This window comes from Acinetobacter sp. TR3 (assembly GCF_027105055.1).
Classification (GTDB): domain Bacteria; phylum Pseudomonadota; class Gammaproteobacteria; order Pseudomonadales; family Moraxellaceae; genus Acinetobacter.
In genome coordinates, this window is the sequence record NZ_CP114264.1 from 552,007 (window position 1) to 578,179 (window position 26,173).

The 26,173-nt window shown below is 39.3% G+C and carries 26 protein-coding genes and 4 tRNA genes; 26 read left to right on the forward strand and 4 right to left on the reverse strand.

Annotation, left to right across the window (positions count from 1 at the left end; translation table 11 throughout):
- Positions 1-19 precede the first annotated feature (19 nt).
- The 7 genes from O1449_RS02635 to O1449_RS02665 all read left to right on the forward strand — a co-directional run bounded on the left by O1449_RS02635 (position 20) and on the right by O1449_RS02665 (position 6,043).
- Entirely contained in the window at positions 20-550 is a 531-nt protein-coding gene (locus tag O1449_RS02635; RefSeq protein WP_269230401.1) for a gamma carbonic anhydrase family protein, read from the forward strand.
- Between the two features lie 141 nt (positions 551-691).
- Positions 692-1,390 carry a tRNA (adenosine(37)-N6)-threonylcarbamoyltransferase complex dimerization subunit type 1 TsaB gene (gene tsaB, locus O1449_RS02640; RefSeq protein ID WP_269239082.1) on the forward strand — a complete coding sequence of 233 codons (699 nt, stop codon included), beginning with the start codon at positions 692-694 and terminating at the stop codon, positions 1,388-1,390.
- An 8-nt stretch (positions 1,391-1,398) separates the two neighbouring features.
- A complete protein-coding gene (locus O1449_RS02645; RefSeq protein ID WP_087536804.1) occupies positions 1,399-2,220 on the forward strand; it encodes an undecaprenyl-diphosphate phosphatase in 822 nt (273 codons plus the stop codon).
- Positions 2,220-3,029 (forward strand): class I SAM-dependent methyltransferase, encoded by an 810-nt coding sequence (locus O1449_RS02650; RefSeq protein WP_269239083.1) that lies wholly within the window; start codon positions 2,220-2,222, stop codon positions 3,027-3,029. The genes O1449_RS02645 and O1449_RS02650 overlap by 1 nt, the downstream gene beginning before the upstream one ends.
- 202 nt (positions 3,030-3,231) lie before the next feature.
- Entirely contained in the window at positions 3,232-4,677 is a 1,446-nt protein-coding gene (locus O1449_RS02655) for a C13 family peptidase (protein ID WP_269239084.1), read from the forward strand.
- Positions 4,646-5,485 (forward strand): S-formylglutathione hydrolase, encoded by an 840-nt coding sequence (gene fghA, locus O1449_RS02660; RefSeq protein WP_269239085.1) that lies wholly within the window; start codon positions 4,646-4,648, stop codon positions 5,483-5,485. The genes O1449_RS02655 and fghA overlap by 32 nt, the downstream gene beginning before the upstream one ends.
- A 135-nt stretch (positions 5,486-5,620) precedes the next feature.
- Positions 5,621-6,043, forward strand: a complete 423-nt coding sequence (locus O1449_RS02665) for a hypothetical protein (protein ID WP_269239086.1) — start codon at positions 5,621-5,623, stop codon at positions 6,041-6,043.
- Between the two features lie 197 nt (positions 6,044-6,240).
- Here the strand turns inward: O1449_RS02665 and O1449_RS02670 are convergent, their stop codons facing one another.
- Positions 6,241-6,516: a DUF2218 domain-containing protein gene (locus O1449_RS02670; protein WP_269239087.1), complete on the reverse strand. Its 276-nt coding sequence runs from the start codon at positions 6,514-6,516 to the stop codon at positions 6,241-6,243.
- Positions 6,517-6,702: 186 nt separating this feature from the next.
- On the opposite strand from O1449_RS02670, the gene rpe reads away from it, so the two are divergent.
- The 17 genes from rpe to O1449_RS02755 all read left to right on the forward strand — a co-directional run bounded on the left by rpe (position 6,703) and on the right by O1449_RS02755 (position 19,803).
- Complete coding sequence (rpe, locus tag O1449_RS02675) at positions 6,703-7,389, forward strand: ribulose-phosphate 3-epimerase (RefSeq protein ID WP_269239088.1); 687 nt, start codon at positions 6,703-6,705, stop codon at positions 7,387-7,389.
- Positions 7,390-7,756: 367 nt separating this feature from the next.
- Positions 7,757-8,176 (forward strand): hypothetical protein, encoded by a 420-nt coding sequence (locus O1449_RS02680; RefSeq protein WP_269239089.1) that lies wholly within the window; start codon positions 7,757-7,759, stop codon positions 8,174-8,176.
- A 68-nt stretch (positions 8,177-8,244) separates the two neighbouring features.
- Positions 8,245-10,134 carry a copper resistance system multicopper oxidase gene (locus tag O1449_RS02685; RefSeq protein WP_269239090.1) on the forward strand — a complete coding sequence of 630 codons (1,890 nt, stop codon included), beginning with the start codon at positions 8,245-8,247 and terminating at the stop codon, positions 10,132-10,134.
- On the forward strand, positions 10,121-11,017 hold the full coding sequence (locus O1449_RS02690) for a copper resistance protein B (protein WP_269239091.1): 897 nt from the start codon (positions 10,121-10,123) through the stop codon (positions 11,015-11,017). The genes O1449_RS02685 and O1449_RS02690 overlap by 14 nt, the downstream gene beginning before the upstream one ends.
- Positions 11,018-11,099: 82 nt before the next feature.
- Positions 11,100-11,603: a cobalt transporter gene (locus O1449_RS02695; RefSeq protein ID WP_269239092.1), complete on the forward strand. Its 504-nt coding sequence runs from the start codon at positions 11,100-11,102 to the stop codon at positions 11,601-11,603.
- A gap of 2 nt (positions 11,604-11,605) precedes the next feature.
- Entirely contained in the window at positions 11,606-12,151 is a 546-nt protein-coding gene (locus tag O1449_RS02700; protein WP_269239093.1) for a hypothetical protein, read from the forward strand.
- A gap of 172 nt (positions 12,152-12,323) precedes the next feature.
- Positions 12,324-12,641 (forward strand): DMT family transporter, encoded by a 318-nt coding sequence (locus O1449_RS02705; RefSeq protein WP_004663797.1) that lies wholly within the window; start codon positions 12,324-12,326, stop codon positions 12,639-12,641.
- 18 nt (positions 12,642-12,659) lie between these two features.
- Positions 12,660-13,142: a methylated-DNA--[protein]-cysteine S-methyltransferase gene (locus O1449_RS02710; protein ID WP_269239094.1), complete on the forward strand. Its 483-nt coding sequence runs from the start codon at positions 12,660-12,662 to the stop codon at positions 13,140-13,142.
- Between the two features lie 342 nt (positions 13,143-13,484).
- Complete coding sequence (gene argJ, locus O1449_RS02715) at positions 13,485-14,705, forward strand: bifunctional glutamate N-acetyltransferase/amino-acid acetyltransferase ArgJ (RefSeq protein ID WP_269229662.1); 1,221 nt, start codon at positions 13,485-13,487, stop codon at positions 14,703-14,705.
- A 143-nt stretch (positions 14,706-14,848) separates the two neighbouring features.
- Positions 14,849-15,913, forward strand: coding sequence for a quinolinate synthase NadA (gene nadA, locus O1449_RS02720; protein ID WP_269239095.1), 1,065 nt, complete (start codon positions 14,849-14,851; stop codon positions 15,911-15,913).
- Positions 15,914-16,056: 143 nt separating this feature from the next.
- Positions 16,057-16,133, forward strand: a tRNA-Pro gene (locus tag O1449_RS02725).
- A gap of 68 nt (positions 16,134-16,201) precedes the next feature.
- Positions 16,202-16,278 (forward strand) — tRNA-Arg (locus tag O1449_RS02730).
- 36 nt (positions 16,279-16,314) lie between these two features.
- Positions 16,315-16,390: transfer RNA gene (locus tag O1449_RS02735), tRNA-His, on the forward strand.
- Positions 16,391-16,407: 17 nt separating this feature from the next.
- A tRNA-Pro gene (locus O1449_RS02740) sits at positions 16,408-16,484 on the forward strand.
- Positions 16,485-16,797: 313 nt separating this feature from the next.
- Complete coding sequence (locus tag O1449_RS02745) at positions 16,798-17,265, forward strand: DMT family transporter (RefSeq protein ID WP_269239096.1); 468 nt, start codon at positions 16,798-16,800, stop codon at positions 17,263-17,265.
- A 113-nt stretch (positions 17,266-17,378) separates the two neighbouring features.
- On the forward strand, positions 17,379-18,014 hold the full coding sequence (locus O1449_RS02750) for a nuclease-related domain-containing protein (RefSeq protein WP_269239097.1): 636 nt from the start codon (positions 17,379-17,381) through the stop codon (positions 18,012-18,014).
- A gap of 184 nt (positions 18,015-18,198) precedes the next feature.
- Positions 18,199-19,803: a GMC family oxidoreductase gene (locus O1449_RS02755; RefSeq protein ID WP_269239098.1), complete on the forward strand. Its 1,605-nt coding sequence runs from the start codon at positions 18,199-18,201 to the stop codon at positions 19,801-19,803.
- Between the two features lie 23 nt (positions 19,804-19,826).
- On the opposite strand, the gene ntrR is transcribed toward O1449_RS02755, so the two are convergent.
- The 3 genes from ntrR to O1449_RS02770 all read right to left on the reverse strand — a co-directional run bounded on the left by ntrR (position 19,827) and on the right by O1449_RS02770 (position 23,165).
- Entirely contained in the window at positions 19,827-20,582 is a 756-nt protein-coding gene (gene ntrR / locus O1449_RS02760; protein WP_269239659.1) for an ADPR responsive transcriptional repressor NtrR, read from the reverse strand.
- 191 nt (positions 20,583-20,773) lie between these two features.
- Positions 20,774-22,261, reverse strand: a complete 1,488-nt coding sequence (locus tag O1449_RS02765; protein ID WP_269239099.1) for a nicotinate phosphoribosyltransferase — start codon at positions 22,259-22,261, stop codon at positions 20,774-20,776.
- Positions 22,262-22,286: 25 nt separating this feature from the next.
- On the reverse strand, positions 22,287-23,165 hold the full coding sequence (locus O1449_RS02770) for a phosphoribosyltransferase family protein (RefSeq protein WP_269239100.1): 879 nt from the start codon (positions 23,163-23,165) through the stop codon (positions 22,287-22,289).
- 340 nt (positions 23,166-23,505) lie between these two features.
- Between O1449_RS02770 and O1449_RS02775 the strand changes: the two genes are divergently transcribed.
- Both O1449_RS02775 and O1449_RS02780 read left to right on the forward strand, forming a co-directional pair.
- On the forward strand, positions 23,506-24,678 hold the full coding sequence (locus O1449_RS02775; protein WP_269229669.1) for a zinc-binding dehydrogenase: 1,173 nt from the start codon (positions 23,506-23,508) through the stop codon (positions 24,676-24,678).
- Positions 24,679-24,831: 153 nt separating this feature from the next.
- Entirely contained in the window at positions 24,832-25,827 is a 996-nt protein-coding gene (locus tag O1449_RS02780) for an alpha/beta hydrolase (protein ID WP_269239101.1), read from the forward strand.
- Positions 25,828-26,173 lie beyond the last annotated feature (346 nt).

The window sequence follows — 26,173 nt, forward strand, 5'->3', positions numbered from 1 at the left end:
AGAGTAGTATTTTGTCATGATGTACACTTATCAGGGATTGAGCCCTAAAGCATTACATGAACCTTGGGATGGCTGGATTGCACCGAATGCAACGGTGATTGGTCAAGCTGAATTAGGTCGCCAAGTCAGTATTTGGTTTGGTGCGGTTGTAAGAGCTGATAACTGTAAAATTCGGATTGGTAATTTCTCGAATATTCAAGAGAATGCAGTTTTACATACTGATGCAGGTATTGAACTGAATATTGGGGATTATGTGACAGTCGGTCATCAAGCAATGTTGCATGGCTGTACAATTGGAGATAATTCTTTAATTGGTATCAATGCTGTAGTTTTAAATAATGCGGTGATTGGTAAAAATTGTATTATCGGTGCAAATGCATTGATTCCTGAGGGTAAAGTTATCCCTGATAATTCTGTGGTTATGGGGTCACCAGGAAAAGTGATCAAAACATTAGATGAGCATGGCGCTGCACGGTTACGCTTGAGTGCTTTACATTATGCGGAACATTATAAAAATTTCTTAACATTGGAAGAATTTAGCTTCGAATGATTTTAAGCTAAACTCGATTTAAATTTAGCCAAGTATAGACTTGGCTTTTTTGTATCTAGCAAAAGCCAATAACTCGCTTAGGGCGCTTGAGTGGGGTATGATACTCGACGTTTTTTATCTCTTTTAAGCTAAGGTTTTTGCATGAAGTTGCTTGCATTGGAAACTGCAAATGAGCACTGTTCTGTTTCATTGATTGATGATGTTGAAGAACTCTATTTTCAATTAGATGAGCGACCAAAAGCACAAACCCAAACGATTTTGCCTTTAACTGAGCACGCTTTACTGCAAACTCAAACTCAGTTAGCCGATTTAACCGCAATCGCGTTTAGTCGTGGGCCAGGTTCATTTAGTGGTGTGCGTATTAATGCTGCGGTTGCTCAAGCTTTGGCATGGTCACAAGATTTACCTGTTATTCCTGTATCAAGTTTGCAAGCGTTGGCGCAAGCTGCATATCGTTTAACAGGATTACAGCAGGTTACAGCTGTTTTAGATGCGCGTATGCAAGAAGTTTATATTGCTAATTTTAGTCTAGATGAAGATGGGATTATGCATGCTGTCGATGAAGAAAAATTATTAAATTTTGAACAAGCGACCGCATATCGTAAATTTACGGCGATTGGCTCAGGTTCAGAATTGATTAAGCCAAGTCAAATAGACTCGCAAGAGGCTTCCATTCTAAAAACGTCTGCAACAGAAATTCGAGCAACTGCGCAGGATATTGCAACCATTGCGCGAATTTATGCTGTACAAAAAAAATGGGTTGATGCTGAACATGCACTACCTGTGTATTTACGTGATGATGCATGGAAAAAAATTCCAGAACAAAGTAAAGCGAATTAAGGTTAATTATGGATCTTTTATTGCTATTTAAAGCAGCAATTATGGGTTTGGTGGAAGGGATTACTGAATTTCTACCGATCTCAAGTACAGGGCACTTGATTCTAGCAGGGCAGTTGCTAGATTTCTGGACGCTTGAAAAGCGAGAAATGTTTGCTGTTGCAGTACAAATTGGTGCAATTGCAGCGGTAATCTATGAATATTGGGGCAAGCTGTGGGGCGCATTAATCGGAGCACTCACAGGTCAAGAACAAGGTCGCCGTTTAAGCTTGAATTTAATTATTGCTTCTATTCCAATTGTGATTATTGGCTTGACCTTTGGCGATGTGGTAAAGGCTTATTTGTTTAATGCAGTTACGGTCGCAATTGCGCTCATTGTTGGTGGTTTCATTATTTTATGGGCTGAACGCCGTCAGCATAAAATTATAAGTCCTGAAGTCGAGGATTTGACCTTCAAGCAAGCAACGCTGATTGGTTTGATTCAATGTTTTGCTTTAATTCCAGGGACTTCACGTTCTGGTTCAACCATTATCGGCTCATTATTTTTAGGTATTTCACGTAAAGCAGCGGCTGAATTTTCATTCTTCCTTGGTATTCCTGTATTGATGGGTGCAGGCTTACTGGATATGTATAAAATGCGTCATGAATTACATAGTAATGATATGGCCATTTTAGCAGTTGGAATTATTGTTGCCTTTGTTTCAGCTTTAATTGTGATTCGTGCATTAATTCGTTATGTCTCTAAGCATGATTTCACCGCTTTTGCTTACTACCGTATAGTCTTTGGTTTATTTATTTTGGCGACATGGTGGACAGGTTGGGTGCATTGGTAATGCAGATGATCTGTTGGTATCAGACGGAGTATGCGGAGCAATTTCAAAAACTTCAAGCTCGTTTAGCGAGTTTGGATGTCGAACTAAAAGGTCAAATCGTTGAAAAAGTGAATGCACGTTTCCTTCGTCTGAATCCAGACATGGCCTTGGTTTTAGATGAGGATGGACTCAGTCTCGCTGCGAATGGGATGAAAATGCAACCGGATTGGCGTGCTGAGATTCCTCGTTTAAAGCGCGCTAGTCTGAAATCGGAAATGATTGCAAGAGCATGTCAATTAGGTGAAAAACCTAGCTTAATTGATGCAACCGCAGGCTTAGGTCATGATAGTTTATTGATGGCTTATCTCGGTGCTAATGTCCGTTTGGTTGAACGTCATCCGATCCTATTTGTGTTATTGGAATATACGAAAACTCAAGCGGAACACGATCCATTTTTGCAGTCTGTTATGCCACGGATTCAACTGATTTATGCTGATTCAACTGATTATTTAAATGGATTAAAGCAGCGAGATGAACAGATCGATGTCGTTTATTTAGATCCGATGTTCCCACAGCGAGATCAAAACCACCAAGCACAGAAGAAACAGGCGCAGGTCAAAAAGCAAATGCAATTATTGCATATGTTATTACCTGAAGATGGTGAAATGGATTTAGGTGATGAATTATTGCATCTTGCCAGTAAAATCGCTAAACGCGTTATTGTAAAACGACCCCGACATGCTGTTTATTTGGCCGATCAAGCTCCAGATCATCAATGGCTAGGTGATGCTTGTCGTTTTGATGCATATTTTCCCAAAAGTTCAACTTAACTTTTATCCAAGTGATTGTTTAGCTTAGGTGAATGCTCGGTAAAGATTTGTGATATAGTGCAAAAGCATGATTGATAAAAAATTCTTGTCGAGCTTAAATGAAGGAAAGACATTGTTCCTTTTAGGAAAAGTCATATTCATTTTATAAAAGATAGACCTATTCTCAATCTAAGCTTGAAAAGAGAAATACCCGAAGAACTTTATGATCGACCTCAAACCCTCCATTAATATCTGGCATGATTTTAAAAGTAACCAAATTGCTGGAATGTGGTTGTTCCTTGGGTCTAGACGTTCCTTACAGATTGTTCATCCATCAATTACGCAGCTCATTATTTGGGGTATTTTAGGTGGTTGTACCAACTCACTTTATAGCTGGTTGGTGGCAGGGCAAATTGGTGAGTTCAACCCTCAAGGTTTGATTGGTTATGCACTTTGGCCTTTTATTGCCTTAATTGTGGGGATTTTCCTTTCGCAACGCATGAATCAAGCCCGTTTAATGCTTGTACCCGCATTATTATGGTTAGTGCTTGATACCAATATCCTATTATTACAGTGCTTGATCCAATATTTAGGTTCAAATGGCTATCTAAATTTCATTCCCGATTCAATCTATAATGGTTTCTTACCGCCATTATTTGTTGGGCTATTTGTTTGGCAAAGTTTGGCTGTGATCTGGGTATTTTCACGGGCATTAAATTGGCCGTGGTGGGAGCGTGCTTTAGTTTTTATTGCGACTATTGCAACAATGGTGGTTTGGCAGCTTTCGGTAAAAGATCAACCGATTTGGAAAGTTGAAGAAACACCACCAAGTTTTGCTGAAGATGCTTTTTATGCGCAAAGCCATGTGTTGGACAAAGCTTTAGATCAAATCCAATATGGTGATATTGCGAAAAGCCATTGGTATTTTATGGGCGTAGCTGGGGATAGCTACGCTGATGTTTTCAAATCTGAAATTGAACGCATTAGAGAGCAATTTGATACTCGTTTTGGAACGTTTGGACGTTCCATTATGTTGATTAACAATCCTGCGACACGTTTAGATGTTCCAATTGCATCTAAAACCAGTATTGAATTAGCGTTGCGTCGGATTGGTCAGCAGATGAACCGTGATAGCGATGTATTATTTCTTTATATGACATCCCACGGTGAGCGTAATCACTTTGAAATTGAAAATGCACCATTAGAACTAGGGCAAGTCGATCCAAAATGGCTACGTGAAACGCTTGATAAATCAGGGATTCGTTGGCGAGTCATTGTTATTTCAGCGTGTTATTCGGGGAGTTTCATTCCTGCATTACAGTCGCCTGAAACTTTAATTATTACTGCTTCAGCAGCAGATAAAACCTCTTTTGGTTGTAATAATGAAGCGGATTACACTTATTTTGGTCGTGCTTTCTTTGATTTGGCGATGCGTGAACAATCCTCAATAAAAAAAGCATTTGATCAGTCTAAACAAACTGTGACACAGTGGGAAACTGCGCAAGGATTTGAACCATCTGAACCGCAATGGGCCATTGGTCGTAACATGGAATTGATGTTGCCACAACTTGAGCCGTATTTATTCCCAACACAAAATATCACAACAACAGACATTACAAAAACACAGGATAATCAACATGCAGCTACTGCAAAAAAATCGTTGTTTTGAGGGTGAACAGCGTATTTATCAATTGGAATCACAGCATCTTAAAGGTCTAACCAAAGTTGGAGTGTATTTACCTCCTGCTGCTTTAGAAGGAAAGCCTTGTTCAGCATTATTCTATCTTGCAGGTTTGACTTGTACTGAAGACACCTTTGCGATCAAAGCTCATGCACAGCGTATGGCTGCTCGACTGAGTCTGATTTTAATTAGCCCTGATACTTCTCCACGTGGAGAGGGCGTTGCACAGGGTGATCATTGGGATATTGGTCAGGGTGCAGGCTTTTATATCAATGCAATTCAACAACCTTGGGCTGAACATTACCAAATGGAGTCTTATTTGGTTGATGAACTCTACGCACATGTTTTACAAGCATTTCCAATTATCGAAAGTCAGATTGGAATTTTTGGACATTCAATGGGTGGACATGGTGCATTAACCTTGGCATTTAAATACCCAGAGCAATTTAAATCGGTTTCAGCTTTTGCTCCGATTTGCGCGCCAAGTATTTGTCCGTGGGGAGAAAAGGCATTTAGTCACTATTTAGGTGCAGATCAACAGCAATGGTTAGCGCATGATGCAACCACTTTAGTTCAGCAAAAAGGTGGAATTTTTGAGGAAATTTTAATTGATCAAGGTCTAGAAGATCAGTTTTATGCTCAATTAAACCCTGAAAAGTTTAAGCAAGCTTGCTTGGATGCAGGGCAACATTTAACTTTACGCCAGCACAAGGGCTATGATCATGGGTATTACTTTATTCAAAGTTTTATTGATGATCATTTGCAATTTCATGCGATTCAGTTAGAGAAGCATTAAAACTATTTTGTAGTCTATTTGATATGTGGGTTAAATTGTTAGATAGAGTAATGCCACGAAATGAGAAGAAAAATTGTGCAGTATACTTTTAATCATGTGGCAGTTATGCCATATAACTGTAGTTAGGTCTATTCAATGACGATCATGCGCTTACCAATCTTGCTTTTCATCTTAGCTACCACACCCGCTTGTGCAACTCAAAGAGCAGACTTCCACACACATGAAGGCGGCTTGCGAGAATCACTCGCTGTTAACATTTCATACCCAAGCCCTGCCACAGCATTAGCCGCCCTCAGAGCAAAACCTAACGTTACTACCGAAGAAAATGAGGAATGGTTTGTTCTGAATGACAAGGCTGAGAATTCGCTTTGGAGCATTACAAAACCTAGCCATTTCGCACACCCAACGGCTGTCCTACGCCACACCTATGAGAAAGATGGGCGAGTATTTATTGGTATGGACGTAAAGTGTGGGAACTCTAAGGAAAACTGCGATCGCGTTGTGCAGCAATTCATCGAGCTCAATAATAAGATTTATGACCAGTTCAATGTAAAATAGGTCTAACAAGTCGTTTAGGATGGACGCTTCAGCATACCCCCTTAACTGCGATGTTACGGCTTATTAATAAAGATATGACATCAGGAATTTTTGAAAAATTTGATAGCTTTGGGATTAAGAATGACCACTTACAATTCCATGCCATGCAACTAGAAAAAGTTGCAGGTTAAAAAAAGAAGCTCGATTGAGCTTCTTTTTTAATGATGCTGCCATTCAACAATAAACTCTTGTTGTGCCATACGATTTAAATGATCAATAACCACCTGTTCTAGACGAGCAACATCTTCTTGCTGATTTTCAATCAATACATCTAAATGCTGTTCTTGTGGTATAAGCGTCACCGTTGCTGTCGGCATAAAAATTTTTGAGTATGCTTCTGTTTCAGCCACTTCAAATTTATGCTTCCAGTGATTGAGCAAGCGCTTACTAATTCGTTTTGCTTCATCTGTTGTAATCTGTGTTGTGCTATTCATGTCTTAAGGTCATATTCTACTTTTTTCATTGTTAAAAATAACAAAATCATCTGAGATTAAAAATAGTATTCATGCAACGTGATGTTGCAAGTTTGCAATGCTGTAATAATGACTTTGTAACAAACCTAAGTGCGATGAATTTGCTATAATCTCCAGATTATTTTCTTAGAGTTTGCCAGGTCACCCATGTCCAAGCCTTATTTAATTGCTCCTTCGATTTTATCTGCTGATTTTGCACGTTTAGGTGAAGATGTAGAAAAGGTTCTAGCTGCGGGTGCAGACGTTGTGCATTTTGATGTGATGGATAACCATTATGTACCAAACCTTACTTTTGGTGCGGGCATCTGTAAAGCATTAAAAAGCTATGGAATTAAAGCACCGATTGATGTGCATCTGATGGTTTCTCCAGTTGATCGTATGATCGGTGATTTCTTGGAAGCAGGTGCAGACATTATTACGTTCCATCCAGAAGCAACAGATCATATTGATCGTTCTTTACAACTGATTAAGGCAGGTGGTGCAAAAGCGGGTTTAGTGTTTAACCCAGCAACGCCGTTACATTATCTGGATTATGTTTTGGATAAAGTTGATCAAATCCTGTTAATGAGCGTAAACCCTGGTTTCGGTGGGCAAAAATTTATTCCAATGACCTTGGAAAAATTGCGTCAAGCGCGTCAAATTATTGATGCGAGTGGTCGTGATATTCGTTTAGAAGTTGATGGCGGTGTTGGTCCTGCAAATATCCGTGAGATTGCTGAAGCAGGCGCCGATATGTTTGTTGCAGGTTCAGCGATTTTTGGTCAACCTGACTATAAAACGGTAATTGATCAAATGCGTGCAGAGTTGGCGAAAGTTGGTGCACCAGAAGTTTAGTGTTTTCATCCTATTTTTCACATAAATTTGTGGATAACTCTGTTTATAACTGGGTGGATAACCGTGTTGATAAGCAGGTGGATAAGGTGTTGTTAAAATAAACAAAATGATTTCAGTTGTTTATATTCACAGCAAAATGATGAAAAAAAGGACAAGTTTTTGTCCTTTTTTTGTGCGCTAAGCGATTTATTTTGCTTTGTTTTTGCCCATTAGTGATCTGATATTTTATTGTTCAATAAATTGGCAGCTTGGTTATGTAGGTGTGTGAAATTAGCATAATTTGAACATAAAGTAGATTGTGCATAACATAGAAAGAAATTATGCTAAGTAAATCGCATTCATTTGATGATTGATCCAAGGGTATTCAGTGCAACTTCATAAACAATACAAGCATTTATGGTTTGTATTCCTGATGATATTTTTCATTGGGGGAAGTGGTGTGGCTGTTGCAGAAGTTCAAGAAGTTCGATTGGATCAAAAAACGTCAATAGTGCAAACCATGCCGTGTCACGATCAGCAAATGATGGATCAACATCATCAAATGCAAATGTCACATGATGTGACCAATATTGTTAAATGCCATGATGGGCAAATGCAAGATCAGCAATATTGTCCTGACTGTAATAATTTTTCACATTGCCAAACGATCAATCTAGCACTCGATCAGCAGATTCCAAGCTTGTCTGGCTCGCCGTTTTTAGAACTGAGCAGCTATAAAAATACAGCGTATCAAGCTCGCCATCTTGCGGGTTATTGGCAAGAAATTTTACGTCCTCCTAGAACCTAATCTGTTTTACAGGCTCTTTGTTTTGTTGAAAAGAGCAATTTGAATTGTTAACAGATTAGGAAAATATCATGTCCTCAAAAATATCTGCTGGTGTCGTTGCTGGCTTAAGTCTATTTTTTGCACCTTATAGTTTGGCTGCAATCAAAGAATATCACCTGAATATTAATCAAGGTCTCGCCAATGTGACAGGGAAGCCTGTGCAACGTATGACGGTCAACGGTAAATTTATTGCTCCGCTTCTCGAATTTGAAGAGGGGGATGAAGCAGTGATTTATGTGCATAACCAGCTGAAGAATCAAAATACTTCTTTACATTGGCATGGTCTGCTTTTACCTGGGCTCATGGATGGCGTTCCTGGCTTTAATGGCTTTAAAAGTATCAAGCCGAATGGCAGTTTTGAATATCGTTTCAAGGTTCGACAAAATGGGACTTATTGGTATCACGCACATAGCAAAGGACAGGAACAAGATGGCTTATATGGTCCTTTGGTAATTTATCCTAAAGGTAAGCAACCTGTTGCTGTACATGAAAAAGCTGATCGTGATTATGTGGTGATGTTGTCTGATTTCCATGAAACAGAAAGTGACAAGATCATGGCAAATTTGAAGAAGTCGGCTGAGTATTACCAAAACCAACGTGAAACGGTAAGTGATGTCTGGAAGCAGGTCAAACAAGACGGTTTAAAAGCAACTTGGAAAGATCGTTCGATGTGGAACCAGATGCGGATGCTCAAAACCGATTTATCAGACATTACTGGTTATATTTTCTTGGTGAATGGGAAAACACCTCAACAAAATTGGACAGGTGCTTTTAAAACGGGTGAAAAGATTCGTTTGCGATTTATTAATGCTTCAGCGATGTCTTTTTTTGATGTGCGTATTCCCAACTTAAAAATGACTGTGGTTAGTGCAGATGGTCAGCCAGTGAAACCTGTTCCTGTGGATGAGTTTCGTATTGGTACTGCAGAAACTTATGATGTATTGGTTGAACCTGAACAAGCGCATTATCAAATTGAGGCAGAGTCAATAGATCGTTCTGGTTTTGCAATTGGGTCATTGCAGAATGAACAGGTGAGCAATCCAACCTCAGTGCAAATCCCAAAATCACGGCCACGTGCTTTATTAAGTATGGAAGATATGGGCATGGATCATGGCGCGCATGATCAAATGAATATGCCGAATATGGATCATAAGCAATCACAAGTACCACATGAAAAAGTGATACCTGTACCAACATCAGAGATCACGATGGATCATCGTTCACATGCTCAAATGGGCATGTCGCAAATGGATCACAATGGACATGGTCAGATGAATATGAGCAAGATGGATCACAGTGCTCATACGCAGATGACGATGGGGGAGATGGATCATAGCCAGCATCAAGCGGCTGCATCTTCTACAAAAGGAAGTATTGATCATGTACAGGGTTGGGCGAATGCAGCAACGCCAGTACACCAAAAAGCCTTAAATTATGCTGATTTGAAGTCACTGCAACCACAACCAGAAAGTTATCGCCGTCCAGCCGAGCGTGAATTGGTGATTCGTCTGGGTGGCACGATGGAGCGTTACATCTGGACGATTGATGGTAAAAAGTTTAGTGATCCTGATTTTAAGCCTTTAACAGTCCGCTATGGCGAGCGTATTCGACTGAAATTTGTCAATGAAAGTATGATGGCGCATCCAATGCATTTACATGGCATGTTTATGCAATTAGAAAATGGTCAGGCATTACAAGATATGCCCAATAAGCATACGGTGATCGTGCCACCGGGCAAAACCGTTACAGCGCTACTTACTGCGGATGAGCTAGGTAAATGGGCGATTCATTGTCACCTGTTGTACCACATGAGTGCGGGCATGATGAGTAAATTGATTGTCGCAAATGTCGATGACAGCAAGGTTTCACAAACTACGCCTGTTCAACCTACCCAAGGAGCGAGTCATGCACATCACTAAGCAAGCTTCTACGATGAAACGCTATACACAATTATTGGCAATGGGAGGCATGATTTCTTCTTTGAGTGTATTTGCATCTGCGCATGAGGGTCATGATCAAATGATGAAAATGGATCAGTCGGTACAACAGAATATATTGATGGAGACATCATCTCCTGTTGATCATTCAGGACATCAACCTGAATTAAAGCAAGTACCATCTGATATTCAACATGATGCACACGATCATCAGCGTGAACATGGTGGACAAATTTATCAAGCCACAACGATTAAAAATGCGTGGGTCGTTGATGATAGTCGAGGCAGTGCCAGTACTGAGCTAAAAACATGGGTGGGAGGTGATAAAAATAAAATATTCATTCAAGCACATGTTGAAAAAGCAGAATCGGAAAAAACTCAAACAGAAACAAAGCTGTTATATAGTCGTCATATTGCTGATTTTTGGGATGTCCAAGCAGGCGTTCGTTATCAATATCAACCTGAACAAAAGCATGATAAAAATCAATGGGACACGGTATTGGGATTACATGGTCTAGCGCCGTATTTCTTTGAAACAGAAGCCTATCTTTATGTAGGTCAAAACCAACGCTGGCAACTGAGTTTGGAAACAACACGCGATGTATTATTTACGCAAAAGTTGATTGCTCAACCTTATTTGAATGCAGATGTAATATTCAATGGTGAGTCAAGTTATGCAAATAAATCTGGATTATCTAAACTTCAGATAGGCCTGCAAACGCGTTATGAAATCAGTAAAAAAATAATGCCATTTATTGATATTGCGTACACATATAATAAAGGTTTGAAACAAACCGAATTGCAATCGGCTACAGACAGTAAAAAAGGTTGGCTATATGGTTTGGGACTTACGTTAAAGTTCTGATCCTTTGTCTAAAAGGTCACTATCCTGAGATACTGTTGGTTTATACTAGCAGTATCTTTTTTGAGTCATTCATGGTGCATAAATGGCTTTAGAACAACAAGACAATTTAATAACTGATAATGCAAATGAATCTCTAAGTCGGAGAGAAAAAACACAAAATTTGATTACTCAATTTGACGTTGTTCCACGTGATGGCAGTATGAAAGTCAGTTTTTATTATATTCCACACATGAGTAGTTTGGTGGAAGTACAACGTATTCGAAAAGCATTATTGCCATTTGCTGAAATCTTAGTTGAACATAGTATTGATTTAGACACACGTCATCTAACTTTATATCATCATTGTGCAATTGATGAGGTGACAATTGCTCTAATCCGCTTGAGCTTAGGAGCGGAGTTACAACAAACTTTGTCACATTATGAACCTTTAGAAATGAATACTTTGAATACAGATACTGCAACTTTACAGGAGCATAAAGTTGAGTCACAGGATAATTATTTAAGTGTTTTAGGTCATTTTTTAATTTCATGCTTAAATCATTTAAAGCAATGGATAAAATGCTTACAGAGAAAGAAGGATAATTAAGCATGCCAAGATGGATGTATGGCGTACTAGGATTGGCTATCGCATGGGTGGTTTGGACACAGGTATTAAAACCAGCGCCAAATATTAGTCAAATGACCACTCAACAAGGCGTACAGATTAATGCATTGGAGCGTTATGAAGGTGCATTTCGTGTGCTTTCTAGAGAAGACTACAATTTAGGGCGTGAAGCTGAATTTTCGCCAATGGATATTGCTGTTGGCTGGGGAGATATGGCAAATCCGCAGATCTATAAACAAATTGATGTATCACAAAGTAATCGTTGGTATCACTGGCGTATAGATCATCAACCGCCTATTTCTTTGAGAGAAATCGAAACGCATAGTGCCAATATGCACCTGGTTCCCGCCAATGCTTATGTCGCATCTCAAATGAAAAAAATTAAAAAAGATGATTTAGTCTATTTAAAGGGTTCTTTAATCGAAATACAGACAAAAGATGGTTGGCATTGGAAAAGTTCTTTATCCCGTGAAGATACAGGAAACGGGGCATGTGAGCTAATGCAGGTCGATCAGATTTCATGGCAGTAAATCTTAACCTTAGATAAAGCGTTTAATTTTTAAAATACTGCACTGGAATCCATACATAACCTTTCACATAATCTCGAAATTTTACAGTACACTGCTTTTCCTAAGAGGACGACCTCACTTCAAAAGCATCACGTTGGGACGACCCAACTCTTGTTAAGGTTGAGTGTAAAAAATGGCATGGGCAATTTTAATTTTGGCAGGTATTTTTGAAATTATTTGGGCATATTCAATGAAGATGTCTGAGGGTTTTACCAAGCTAACGCCAAGTATCGTGACCATCATTTTTATGATTTTAAGTGTCGTATTATTGTCAATTGCAATGCGATCGTTGCCTTTGGGTACAGCCTATACGGTTTGGACGGGAATTGGTGCGATTGGATCGTTTATTGTTGGCATCATGGTTTTAAATGAACCAATGACTGCGATGCGAATGATTGCTGCAATATTAATTGTATCGGGCCTAATGTTGATGAAATTGTCATCAAATTAATGGTTTAAGGAGAGAGTAATGCAACTGGTGTATATGTACATGGATTCTCCTGTGGGTGCATTAAAACTGGTTGCTCATGATCATGCATTGGTCGCCGTGATGTGGGACAATGAAGACCATAAACGAGTACGAATCGCCGAACTGATAGAGGATCGTCAACATCCGATGTTACTTCGAGTTAAAAAACAATTAGAAGAATATTTCGCAGGTCAGCGTCAGCAATTTGATTTACCTTTGGACTTTCAAGGCACAGATTTTCAACAACAAGTTTGGCAGGCTTTGTTGACCATTCCTTATGGTGAGAAGCGTAGTTATAAAGACATTGCAGTTCAGATTGGTAATGAAAAAGCGGTACGTGCTGTTGGGGCTGCCAATGGTAAGAATCCGATTTCGATTATTGCGCCGTGTCATCGGGTGATTGGTTCGAGTGGTGCTTTGGTTGGTTTTGCGGGTGGTTTGGATAAGAAGCAGATTTTACTGAGTTTAGAACAACAAATTTAGTTTTCAAAATGTAGATCGTTTGAGTGTTCACTTATCAAGAGTTAGCACAGCCATTTAGTTGAAGCATAACTTTATATGCATTGTGTATAGGCATTCTTTTACTTTTCAAAGATGAAAAGTAACAAAAATCTTTTGTTGGACAGAGGGCACATCCATGTAGCCCCTGTCCAACGGGCGGCATCCATGCCGCCTCACAATAGTGACTGCTGCATGAATATCTTATTAAAATCAGACAATGAAAGTACTTTTATTTTATAAATGATCCATGTCGTTAATACTCGATTTTAATCGCCTTTTGGAATAAGCTTAAGCCTTTCATAACAAGTTGAATGGAAGTTTAAAATGGCTGTTGGTGACGTAACAATGCCACTTATGCATGTGGTGCAGGGTGTAAAAATTGGCTCAACTGAAGCGTATGTACGTTATCCAAATCGACGAGATCTAGTCATTTTTGAATTTGCTGAAGGCTCAAACGTTGCTGGGGTGTTTACCCAAAGTGCCTTTGCTGCTGCGCCTGTTCAATTGAGTAAAAAGCATTTAGCAGAAAATACACCACGTTACTTGATTATCAACACAGGCAATGCCAATGCGGCAACAGGCACAGTCGGTTATAAAAATGCAGAAGCTACTTGTGCCAAGTTGGCTGAGTTAACTGGTGTTCATGCCAATCAGATTTTACCGTTTTCAACGGGTGTTATCGGTGAGCAATTACCAATTGAACGTTTAGTACAAGGTATTCAACCTGCACTCAATGATTTAAATGCTGATCGTTGGGCGGATGCTGCATCAGGCATTATGACCACAGATACTACGCCTAAAGGTGCTTCTGAGCAGTTTGAACTTGATGGCGTGATTTATACCATGACAGGTATCAGTAAAGGCGCAGGTATGATTCGCCCGAACATGGCGACCATGCTCAGCTTTGTTGCAACAGATGCGCCGATTTCAAAAGCATCTGTACAGCAGCTTTTGCAGACTACAGTTGAGCATTCATTTAACCGTATTACCATTGATGGTGATACCTCAACCAATGATTCTTGTATTTTTGTCGCAACTGGATTAGCAGGTGGTGTTGAGATTCAGAGTCAAGATGATGCACGTTATCAACAGGTACTTGATGTGTTGGCACGGATTATGAATCGTCTAGCGCAATTGATTGTGCGTGATGGTGAAGGTGCGACCAAGTTCATTACTGTACAGGTTGATGGTGGAGCAAACACGCAAGAGTGTTGTGATGTTGCTTATAGTGTTGCCGAGTCGCCGTTAATTAAAACTGCTTTATTCGCTTCAGATCCAAACTGGGGGCGCATTGTGATGGCGATTGGTAAGGCAGGTGTACCCAACCTCGATAGTAGTAAAGTACAAGTTTGGTTAGGTGATGTACAGATTTGCTTAGATGGTGGTGCAAACCCAGATTATACTGAAGAAGCAGGTGCAGCCGTCATGGCTGAAAAGGAAATTAGCATTCGTATTGACCTCGGTCGTGGTACAGCTAAAGACACGGTTTATACCTGTGACTTTTCTTATGACTATGTCAAAATTAATGCCGATTATCGTTCATAAATTTGCGTTATAATAAAGCCTCCACAGTGAGGCTTTTTTTATAAGCTGGTATGTGGATAGTGTGATATTAATTAAATGCTCACCAAGATACCCACGTTATAAGTTTGCAGCGATGCAAGCACGCAGGATAGAGAAGACGCTTTATGAATGATGCGAATTTAATTGCGAACGAAGCCAAAAATATTGTGCAGGCGCATTTAGATCGTTTGGGCGAGCCAAAGGACAATAGCCTTAGCCCAGAAGTGAAACAAGAAAAGTTTGCCCAAATTGCAGCTGAGTTGAAAAAGCGAAATGCAGTGCTTGTGGCTCACTATTACTGTGATCCTGAAGTGCAAGAGCTTGCCGAACTGACAGGGGGATGTGTTTCTGATTCGTTGGAAATGGCGCGCTTTGGTCGTGATCATCCTGCAACAACCCTTGTGGTGGCAGGAGTAAAGTTTATGGGCGAAACCTCTAAAATTTTATCACCTGAAAAAACAGTGTTGATGCCAACTTTAGAAGCAACCTGTTCACTTGATTTGGGTTGTCCTGTAGATGAGTTTTCAGCATTCTGTGATCAGCATCCTGATCATACCGTGGTGGTGTATGCCAATACCTCGGCGGCTGTAAAAGCACGTGCCGATTGGGTGGTGACTTCAAGTTGCGCAGTTGAGATCATTGAACATTTAGATAGTTTGGGCGAAAAAATTATTTGGGCACCTGATCAACATTTAGGTCGCTATATTCAAAAGAAAACGGGCGCTGAAATGTTGTTGTGGGATGGTGCATGTATCGTGCATGAAGAATTCCGTGCCCGTGGTATTGCGCAAATGAAAGCGCTTTATCCAGATGCAGCGGTTTTAGTTCATCCAGAGTCACCTGAATCTGTGGTGGATATTGCTGATGCGGTGGGAAGCACCTCGCAACTGATTAAAGCAGCTCAGACCTTGCCGCATAAACAAATGATTGTAGCAACGGATCGTGGTATTTTCTACAAAATGCAGCAAGCAGCGCCAGATAAAGAATTATTTGAAGCACCAACCGCAGGTGAGGGGGCAACTTGTCGTTCATGTGCACATTGCCCGTGGATGGCGATGAATGAACTGGATGGTATTTTGCATGTATTACAACATTCTGATCAAGAAATACACGTTGATCCAGCTCTTGCTGAACGCGCGAAATTACCCTTAGATCGAATGTTGAACTTTAGTGCTTCTTTGAAACGCTAAAACGTTTGAAAATGCTTGTTAAATATACATTTGATAAGGATTTATTCTTTTTTTGAAAAATAGGTGTTGACGTTCTAGGGCGTCGCGCCTAGAATGCACACCGTACCGCACGATGTGCGATACGCTAAAAGCTGAAAAGAAATCGGAGCATAGCACAGCCTGGTAGTGCACCTGGTTTGGGACCAGGGGGTCGTAGGTTCGAATCCTACTGCTCCGACCATTTAAAATATGTTGAAAAACATAGTTTTAAATATCGGCGAAGTATCGTGATAGTATTATCATCGTTATGCGCCTGTAGCTCAGTTGGATAGAGCATCCGCCTTCTAAGCGGATGGTCACAGGTTCGAATCCTGTCAGGCGCGCCATTTGGCAGCTTGGTATATAGAATCAAAGTTTTGATGGTGGATGTAGCTCAGTTGGTAGAGCCCTGGATTGTGATTCCAGTTGTCGCGGGTTCGAATCCCGTCATTCACCCCACTCTTTTATAGAGTAATCGGAGCATAGCACAGCCTGGTAGTGCACCTGGTTTGGGACCAGGGGGTCGTAGGTTCGAATCCTACTGCTCCGACCATCATCTTAAAGATGAGATAAAATACCGCTAAACAGCGGTTTTTTTACGTCTGGATTTTTATATCTTATTTTATTAAATAACTAAAAATTATTTATTCTTCTGAAATTATTTCTATCTCCAAGCTTTGATTATTTAATCAAAAGTATTTGAGTCACAATTGAACTATAGAATGCTTGATGCAGTATTTGTTTTTATAAGATAGTTTGAAGTAAGAGTTACTCAATCATTATGTTGAATATCTAAAAGTATGATCATAAGTTTCTCAATCAAATTAGTTCATAAAAATTAGAAACCTAAAAATGAGAGTTGATGAATGCAAAATATTCATTATGTTTTGATTAGTATATTAGGTGGGCTAGTTGTTCCACTACAACTGGCAGTGATTAATGCCTTTCGTCATAGTAGTGGTGCAAGCCAAATACAATCTACCTTCTTTCTTTATATCGGTGGTGCAATTGACTCGTTTGTTATTGCATTATGGATGGATGGAACGGTGAAACCACCATTTTATCAAAATACATCTTGGTGGATGTGGTTATCAGGTTTCTTGGGTTCACTTTATATTCTGTGTATGTTTGTCGCAGCACCACATATCGGTGCAACCAATACACTATTATGGATATTTTTAGGGCAAATGATTTTTGCTACCTTAATTGATCATAGTGGTTTATTAGGGATGCAAATAAAGAAAATAGATACTTTCAAATTATTTGGATTACTTTTTATTTTTATTGGTGGGTTGATTATGCTATTTGGCGAATATAGAGGTACGATCAAATAAAACATTACGGATTAGTTATTAACTCAGTTTTTATAATAATGTTTTATAAATATATTGTATATTTGATGCTGTTAATTTTTAATTTCTGAAAAATAAAATATTCATGGGGAAGTATGTTCTTTTATATTATTTTAATTCTTCTTATGCTTGCTGTAGTTACATATCTCAAATCACCGAATTTCAAGGGGAAAGTTGGTGAGTTTATGGTTTCTGAGCATGTTGCTAAGTATTTAAGTGCTGAATACGTATTACTCAATAATTGTACTCTACCTGATCAGAAAGACGGGACGACTCAAATTGATCACATTTTAATAAGCCCTTACGGTGTTTTTATTATAGAAACGAAAAACTATACGGGGTGGATTTTTGGTAGTGCTCGTCAGAGACAATGGACGCAAAAGATTTATAAAAAAAGTTATAAATTTCAAAACCCATTACATCAAAACTACAAGCATATGAAAGTTTTGGAGATGATTTTAAGTGATATAGTTGAGCCAAAAGATTTGCATTCAGTTATTGTTTTTACCCCTAGAAGTGAATTCAAAACAGAAATGCCTGAAAATGTATTTCGTGGAAAGGCATGGATAAATTATGTAAAGAGCTTCAATGAAGAAGTAATTAGTTCAATCAAGCAAAAAAGAATTCATTACAGAATAGAAAAAGAAATATTGGAATCTTCATGGAAAACAGATCGCCAACATGTTGAATATCTAAAACAGAAAAGCACGAAGAAAGATACGATAAATTAGCTTTTTGCTTTATCTGATAATTTATCTCAAATTCCTTGCTTAGTTTAGCTATTGTGGTTTGAATGATATCCAGTTAATTTTTAATTGTAGAGCATGGAGCTGTTAGACAAGTAATGCCGCTTATTTATGTGGTTTTAGGCATAATATTTTAACTTTTTAAAAAATGAAAATAACAGGGATAGAAATGACACAAGCAGCTTTTGATTTTGTAATTATTGGTGGTGGCTCAGCAGGTTGTGTACTTGCAGGTCGGCTTTCAGAAAATCCAAATATATCAGTTTGTTTACTTGAGGCTGGTGGTGATGGCAATAGCTGGTTGGTGAATACACCATCAGCAGCAGTTATCAGTATTCCAACCAAGATTAATAACTGGGCTTTAGAAACCATTCCACAAAAAGGTTTAAATGGGCGTAAAGGCTATCAACCTCGTGGAAAATGCTTAGGTGGTAGTTCTGCGATTAATGCGATGGTCTACATCCGTGGTCATCATAGTGACTATGACCATTGGGCAGCTCTAGGTAATACAGGATGGTCTTATCAGGATGTATTGCCATACTTTATAAAATCAGAGCATAACGAGCGCATTCGTAATGAATATCATGGTCAACACGGACCATTGAATGTCAGTGAATTGCGTTCGGACAATCCGTATCAGAAAACCTTTGTTGAAGCTGCGAAGCAGGTCAATTATCCGCTGAATGATGACTTTAATGGCGCAGAACAAGAAGGACTCGGTGTTTATCAGGTCACACAAAAAAATGGTGAACGTTGGAGCGCAGCACGTGGTTATCTGTTTCCTTATTTAGGTAAGCGACCAAATTTACATGTAGTTACCCAAGCTAAAGTTTCACGTATCGTTGTTGAAAATGATCGTGCTGTTGGGGTGGAGTATAGCCATAAAGGACAGACAATTGTTGTTAGCGCCAATAAAGAAGTTTTACTGTCTGCGGGTGCATTCCAATCACCACAAGTCTTGATGTTGTCGGGGATTGGCCCACGTCAAGAACTGGAAAAATACGGTATCCCTATAATTAAAGATTTAGCAGGTGTTGGTGAGAACCTACACGATCATCCTGACTTTATTTTTGCTTATAAGACTAAGAAAATGGAAGGAACCTTTGGGGTGTCGGTTGGTGGCAGTATTGATTTAGTTAAACAGATTGGGCGTTATCGTAAAGAACGTCGTGGTTTAATCACCACCAATTATGCTGAATGTGGTGGCTTCTTAAAAAGTCGTCCTGAGTTAGATAAGCCAAATTTACAATTACATTTTGTGATTGCTGTAGTAGATAACCATGCTCGCACGATGCACACAGGTCATGGTATTTCATGTCATGTGTGTTTATTGAATCCGCGTGCGCGTGGTTCAGTTAAACTCAGTGGTAAAAATGTTGATGATCCATTATTGATTGATTTTAAATTCTTAGAGGATGAACAAGATCTGCAAGATATGGTCGATGGATTTAAAGTCACGCAAAAGTTAATGAATGCACCTGCTTTAAGTGACAAAATTAAAGAAGATATGTTTACAGCGAATGTGCAGTCTGATAATGAAATTCGTGAGATTTTGCGCCAACGTGTCGATACGGTCTATCACCCAGTCGGCAGTTGTAAAATGGGTGTCGACGAGATGGCTGTGGTTGATCCTGAGCTAAAAGTGTATGGCATTGCAGGACTGCGTGTGATTGATGCGTCGATTATGCCAACAGTGGTGAATGGTAATACCAATGCTCCAGCGATCATGATTGCTGAAAAAGCAGTGGATATGATCCGCGAAACTTGGAAGTGAGTATATGGAGCTAAGGTTTTGCCTTAGCTCTTTTTATTTTCAGTCGGATGACGTGGTGTTTCTAACATACGTGGAAAAGTGAAATGATAATTGTCGAGTGCATAACGAAACAGTTGGGCATGGCGTTTGCCGACAATCTTTTGCTGTCCTGTTTCCTCAACTGCTCCCGCTTCTTGCATACGACGTCTAAATGATTTCTTTTCTAATGTATGACCTAAAATAATTTCATAAATTGTTTGTAATTCGGTCAGGGTAAATAATTCAGGCATGAGACTAGCAGGTAAGGCTGTATAGCGGGTTTTGTTACAAAGACGATCAAATGCTAACTGTAGTAAGTCTTTATGATCGAAAGCTAAATCAAGTTTCAAGGCTTCATTTATAGAAAGCCACTCACTCTTTTCTGTTGTTATACTTTGTTGGATTTGAAATTTATTGAAATCAATTAGGGCAAAATATAGCGAAGTGATTGACCAACCACGTGGATCACGATGCTGATTGCCGATGGTCTCAACTTGTTCAAGATAAGGGGAGTGAATCCCTGTTTTTTCAAGCAGTTTACGGTGAGCTGTTGCCATTAAGTTGGGATCGGTTTTTAAATCGACAAAGCCGCCAGGCAGTGCCCATTTCCCTTTTTCGGGGAAGTTGGAGCGTTGAATCATTAAAACCTGTAATTGACCTTTTGCCACAGAAAAAATTGCCATATCGACCGTAAACAGGGGGGTGTCGTAATCTGTTTTTTTATAGTGGGCAAGGTATTCCTTTTCGGAGGTATAGGTCATTTGGCGTTGTCTCATGGATGAGTGAATCAAGTATAAAGGTTTTTTATAGATTTGAATGAGCTGATGGTACATCCTGAGTGAAGTTCAATGTATCACTTCGAACTTCGTGCAAGATCGTTAATTGGGCGGCATCCTTGCCGCCTGTCATGATGTAGCGTAGTAAATTTAAAATTAGCAGTCTCGATATCTTTTTAGACCAATCTCTCCCGGATTTGATCAAGCGAGCATTCTCTTAATAATTGACCATTTTCAAATACGGTTTGCAGTGCACCCATCTTCTCCTGTTCAAAACTTTGTTGATCAAATAACTCAAAACCATTCTCAGTCTGTTCAACCCGTAATAGACCTTTGGCTGATTTTTTTACGCCTGAATCAGTCACGGGGTCTTTAAACAGTTCACGACCGATGCCATTGACCTGCCCCCAAGTAGCTTTTACAGCAAAACCAAAAGTATCTCGAGTTAAATAGTTGTAGGTATAACTGCCGATACCAAAGACTAGATTATTTGAAGCAAAGCCTTTGGCCTCCAAACCTTTTAAAATATTTTGCGCACGTTCTAGGGTAATCGAGTCACCATAAATCAAACCGACACGTTCATTCAGCACTTTATAGCCTTGAGTAGTTTCTGTTCCGCCAAAAATTTCCCATAAACATTGCACTGCACCTTTATAAGCGGGACTATTTAGCTCTGCATCAGGATCGCCACAGATAATTTTCACGGGATCACCTGAATCGGGACGGAACACTACTTTAGCAAGACCGAGGGCATTCGGTTGACGTTTTAAAATCTCCGCTTTTAATTCGACACTAAACTCGGTAATCACACGCCAGAAATCCCAAGTATCTGAAACGATACTGACGATACCTGTAGGATAAAGCTCACAGATCAAACGTCTAAAGGTCTCGATTTCACTTTCTTCACTACCCATACACATCACACTGTGTTCTGTTGCCGGTACTGAAACACCCACTACACCTGTTGCATTGTAATATTCTTCGGCATAGTCAATCGAAGCGACTGAATCTGTCCCAATAAAGCTGGTCAAGTGCCCCACGCCTGATTGGGCCGCATCATAGATGCCGCTCATGCCACGGCTACTGAAATCATGTCCTTGAACTGGGATGAAATCTAAAGGCGCGCCCGTTTTTTCTGCATATTGTGTTAATAAACGCTTATATTCATAAGCGATGGTTGCAGTGGTACAACTTTTCCAAAGCTCGGCACTGAGCACGGTTTCAATATAGTTGGTTAACCAAAAGAAGTTTGAATCAGTGTTGATAATGGTCAATACAGGCACTTTGATATTGACTCGGCTACCTTCTGGCAATGCTTTAATTTTTAAGGGTAAATAACCTAAATCATGCAAGGCTTCAATGTGTTCAACAGGCACAGCTCCGTCACCTAGAGAATTGTCCATACGACGTTTATAGGCCGCGACGACTTTGGCTTTGGGTTGATTAAAGAAGCCCTCGTTCCAAGTTTCAATCAAAAAATGTTTAACGAAACCTTGCAGACCAAAGAACACAATCTTGTCATCAAAATCAGGCAGCATTTTGGCTAAACGCGATGAGCGAGGCGTAAAGTTGGCATAGACGTATTCAGTTCCCACTGGATACTGACGACGGTGGTCTGCTTTATAGAAATCAATTGCATTGAGTGGGTTTATTTTAATACTCATTTTTATACTCCTCGTGCTTTTAATCTTAGTTTTGAAAATTAATGATATTGAGTTTGGTGGGTTCTACTTGAACCAAGCTGCTACTCGTAAACACTTGATCAATCAGTCCATCGAATACGGTTAAACCTTTGCTAAAAATGCCATGCGTGACATATAAAATAATGTTTTGGCAATTTAGGCTGCGCAGTTGTTTGGCAATACCAATAAAGGTTGCACCGCCATCACAAATATCATCGGTGATCACGGCTGTTTTTCCTGTCAAATCAGGGCTATCCACCGCAGTTGTTCTAATTTTTCCAGTGCTTGGATCGCGTTTCTTTTCACAGTGAATCACTTCAATGGCTTGTTGGCGTTGCGGATTGATGCCGTTTGCAATCGCTTGGGTGCGTTGTGTTGCTCCTGCATCGGGGCAGACCAAAATCGTATTGTCGGCGGTTAAGATCTGCATCAATGCTTCACTTTGTTGAATAATCTGAATTGGTTCGATATTGATCACCTGTTGGAAGCGGGTATTTTTGCGTAATAGTTCTAAGGTCACTTGACTATGACAATCCCACACCACAATTTTTTGACGCTGTCCTGCAAATTTTTCTGTATTGCTATTCAATAATTTAGTCATTAAATCAAGTGAGAAAGCCTGACCTTGTGCACAGATACGATCTTGACGTGCATATGGAAAATAAGGGATTTCTATCGAAAGGCGCGAGCCTTGTTCAAGTATTACATTTTCCAATAACAGATAATCCATCACATCTGTACTGTTATTCAGTGAGGCTTTGACCTGAGTGTCGGCTGTTAATTGGTTTAATAATTCAGGTTGCAGTTGAATATGACGCTCACCACCTGAAAACTGCAAAAACTCGATGGGAACATTCGCTTGAGCTGTCATAAGTTGGATCGTCATTTTTAATTTCTCTTTTATGGTGGCTTAAAGCCAGTAAATATATATTGTCATAAAGACACTATTAAATACAAGTGCTAAATTTGATCGTTTTAATGAAAATAGGGAAGTAATTTAGAAAATAGCCTCATCTATTTGAACTTAAAAGAGAATGATTTTTAACCTTTTTCATTGGTTGATTTATAAAGCTGACCTTATTCTTCTTTGATATTGATCTTTAGGTCATAGATTCTGACAATACACTTTGTCAAAATTAAAAATGAAATGCGTTAGCCAAACTGTTTTAATCAATAAAAAGTCAGAAAAGCTAACAAATGCAATAAAACAATAAGGAAAGCATCCTATGAAATCTCTGATTTGTCATAACGCTGAGTTAAAGCTAGAAGACAGTCTTCAATTAGTGCCTGCAAAAGGGCAAGTCTTACTTGAAGTGGTACGTTGTGGAATTTGTGGCTCGGATTTACATATGCAGCATCACTGTGACCATATGCATGATTTGGCAGCACGTGTAGGTTTTAATGGAGTTGCAAAATCTTCTGATAAATTAGTCTTAGGTCATGAGTTTTGCGGCAAGGTCTTAGACTATGGCCCAAAAACACGTCGTAAACTGAAAGCGGATAGTTTGGTTTGTGCGATGCCATTGTTAAATGTTGACCCGCAAGGTTATGTTCCGACGGGACTGTCGCCAAGTGCTTCGGGAGGTTATGCAGAACAAGTCTTGGTGCAATCCAGTCTGATGTTTGAAGTGCCCAATGGTTTAGACGCAGACAGTGCAGCGTTGACTGAGCCAATGGCAGTTGCTTTACATGCAGTACGTCGGAGTCGCATCAAGAAAAATGAACCAGCAATCGTGATTGGTTGTGGTCCAGTCGGTTTGGGTGTGATTATTATGCTCAAAGCGGCAGGCGTCAAAACCGTGGTTGCTAGTGATTTTTCACCTAATCGTCGTCGCTTGGCTGAGCAGTGTGGTGCAGATATCTTGATTGATCCTAAACAGCAATCTCCATTTAGTAGTTGGAAAGAGCTTGGCTTATTGGGCAATGTATCTGAAGCAATTAATATGGGGATGGGCATTTTTGATAAGGTGCAGACATTCTCATTGCCGTGGGTGAATGCTATGCGTGTTGGGGATAAGCTTGGCCTATTGCCTAAACGTCCCGTGATTTTTGAATGCGTGGGTGTGGCTGGCATCATGCAGCAAATTTTGGAGGGTGCGCCATTGTTCTCACGTATTGTGGGTGTTGGTGTCTGTATGCAAAGCGATAAAATTGAGCCTGCATTGGCAATTAATAAAGAATTGGAAATCCAGTATGTACTGGGCTATACACCGCTTGAGTTCCGTGACACCTTACATATGATTGCGGAAGGCAAAGTGGATTGTTCACCACTCATCACTGGTGTGGTGGGCTTGGAAGGTGTAGGGAATGCCTTTGATGCCTTACGCGATCCAGAACAACATGCCAAAATTCTGATTGATCCAAAACGAGCTGGTTCAGAGATTCAGCTATTGGGTTGATGATGTGAATTGATACATCTATTTCGTTGATATTATGGAGATAGATGATTAGGTCATGGATAAAATTAGGCAAGCATTACGATTGCCTAATTTTATAATCACGTTTATATCTATGTATATTATGTCTTGTTGTTTTAGATACGAGACTGAATCATGGAAATGATGATGAGAAAAATAATAATTTTAGCTGCATTGTTTTTAGTCTTGTTATTGAGTGTATGTTTATTTAGTCCAAAGCCAACTTTATGGTTGTTGCAACATAGTTTATTTGGCATTCCTCAAGACGATCGTCCTAAGCAATATCTCGATAAAAATGTACAAGTCTTTAAAGATTTACGCTATCCATCACGATATCAGAAGAATCAGTTTGATTTTTATGCGCCAAATCATCCTTTACAGTATAAACCTTTGATTATTTGGGTTCATGGTGGTGGTTTTATTGGTGGGGATAAGTTTGAAGTTAAGGAATATGCAACTCGTTTAGCATACAAGGGTTATTATGTGATGGTACTGAATTATGATTTAGTTCCTTCTGCTAAATATCCAGAGCCTGTGATTCAAGTCTCGGAGGCAATCAGATATATCAATACAAGCTTTGCAAATACACATCATTTGAATAGCTCTAATCTATTTATTGCAGGTGATTCGGCTGGCGCTCAGATTGCATTACAGTTTTTACTTGTACAGCACAATCCTCAATATGCTGCATTACTCAAAATACCTGCTATTTTAGAACCACAACAGATTCGTGGATCACTGTTGTATTGTGGACCTTATGATTTAAAAGATATGGTGCAGCAAGCAAATTCATCGATTACACGATTTGTATTCAAGCGTGTAGGGTGGGCTTATTTACAGGATAAAAATTGGTTGGTTAATCCAAATGATATTGGGCTAACGGCTTCTGATCATTTGACTGTAAACTTACCCGCAATCTATTTGACCGATGGAAATACAGCATCTTTTGAACAGCAAGCTCGGCAACTTGCTATAGAACTTAAAAAGCGTTCAGTTCCGACGACGACCAGATTTTTTGATCAGGCAACTTATCCGACAGGTCATGAATATCAATTTTTACTAAAAACTCTACCTGCTCAGCTCACCTTCAAAGATACATTGCATTTCTTAGAGGAAAATCGAACTAGGTAAGTTGTTTTGATTTATAGAAGTACTCATAAGTATTTCTAAGACTTTTTATTCAGTTTATGTTCTTTAAGAATCGAATTTTTCCTATTTTGGGAATGTGGAAGAATCTTTAAATGATGGTTAGATTTAAATATAAAATAGATAAGAGTTTTTAGATAGTGAAATTAATATTTTAATTTTACTTTTAAATAGAGGTTTTTTAGTGTGTTTAATTTTTTTATTATGTAGTTTAAACCAATTTTATTGTTTTGTTTGTGGTTTGTTATTCATAAATCTAGTAATGTTTGGCTTTATTAGGTAGAGGAGAATCGGTTCTCTTCTTTTGTATTTTTAGTTTCTAATATTGAAA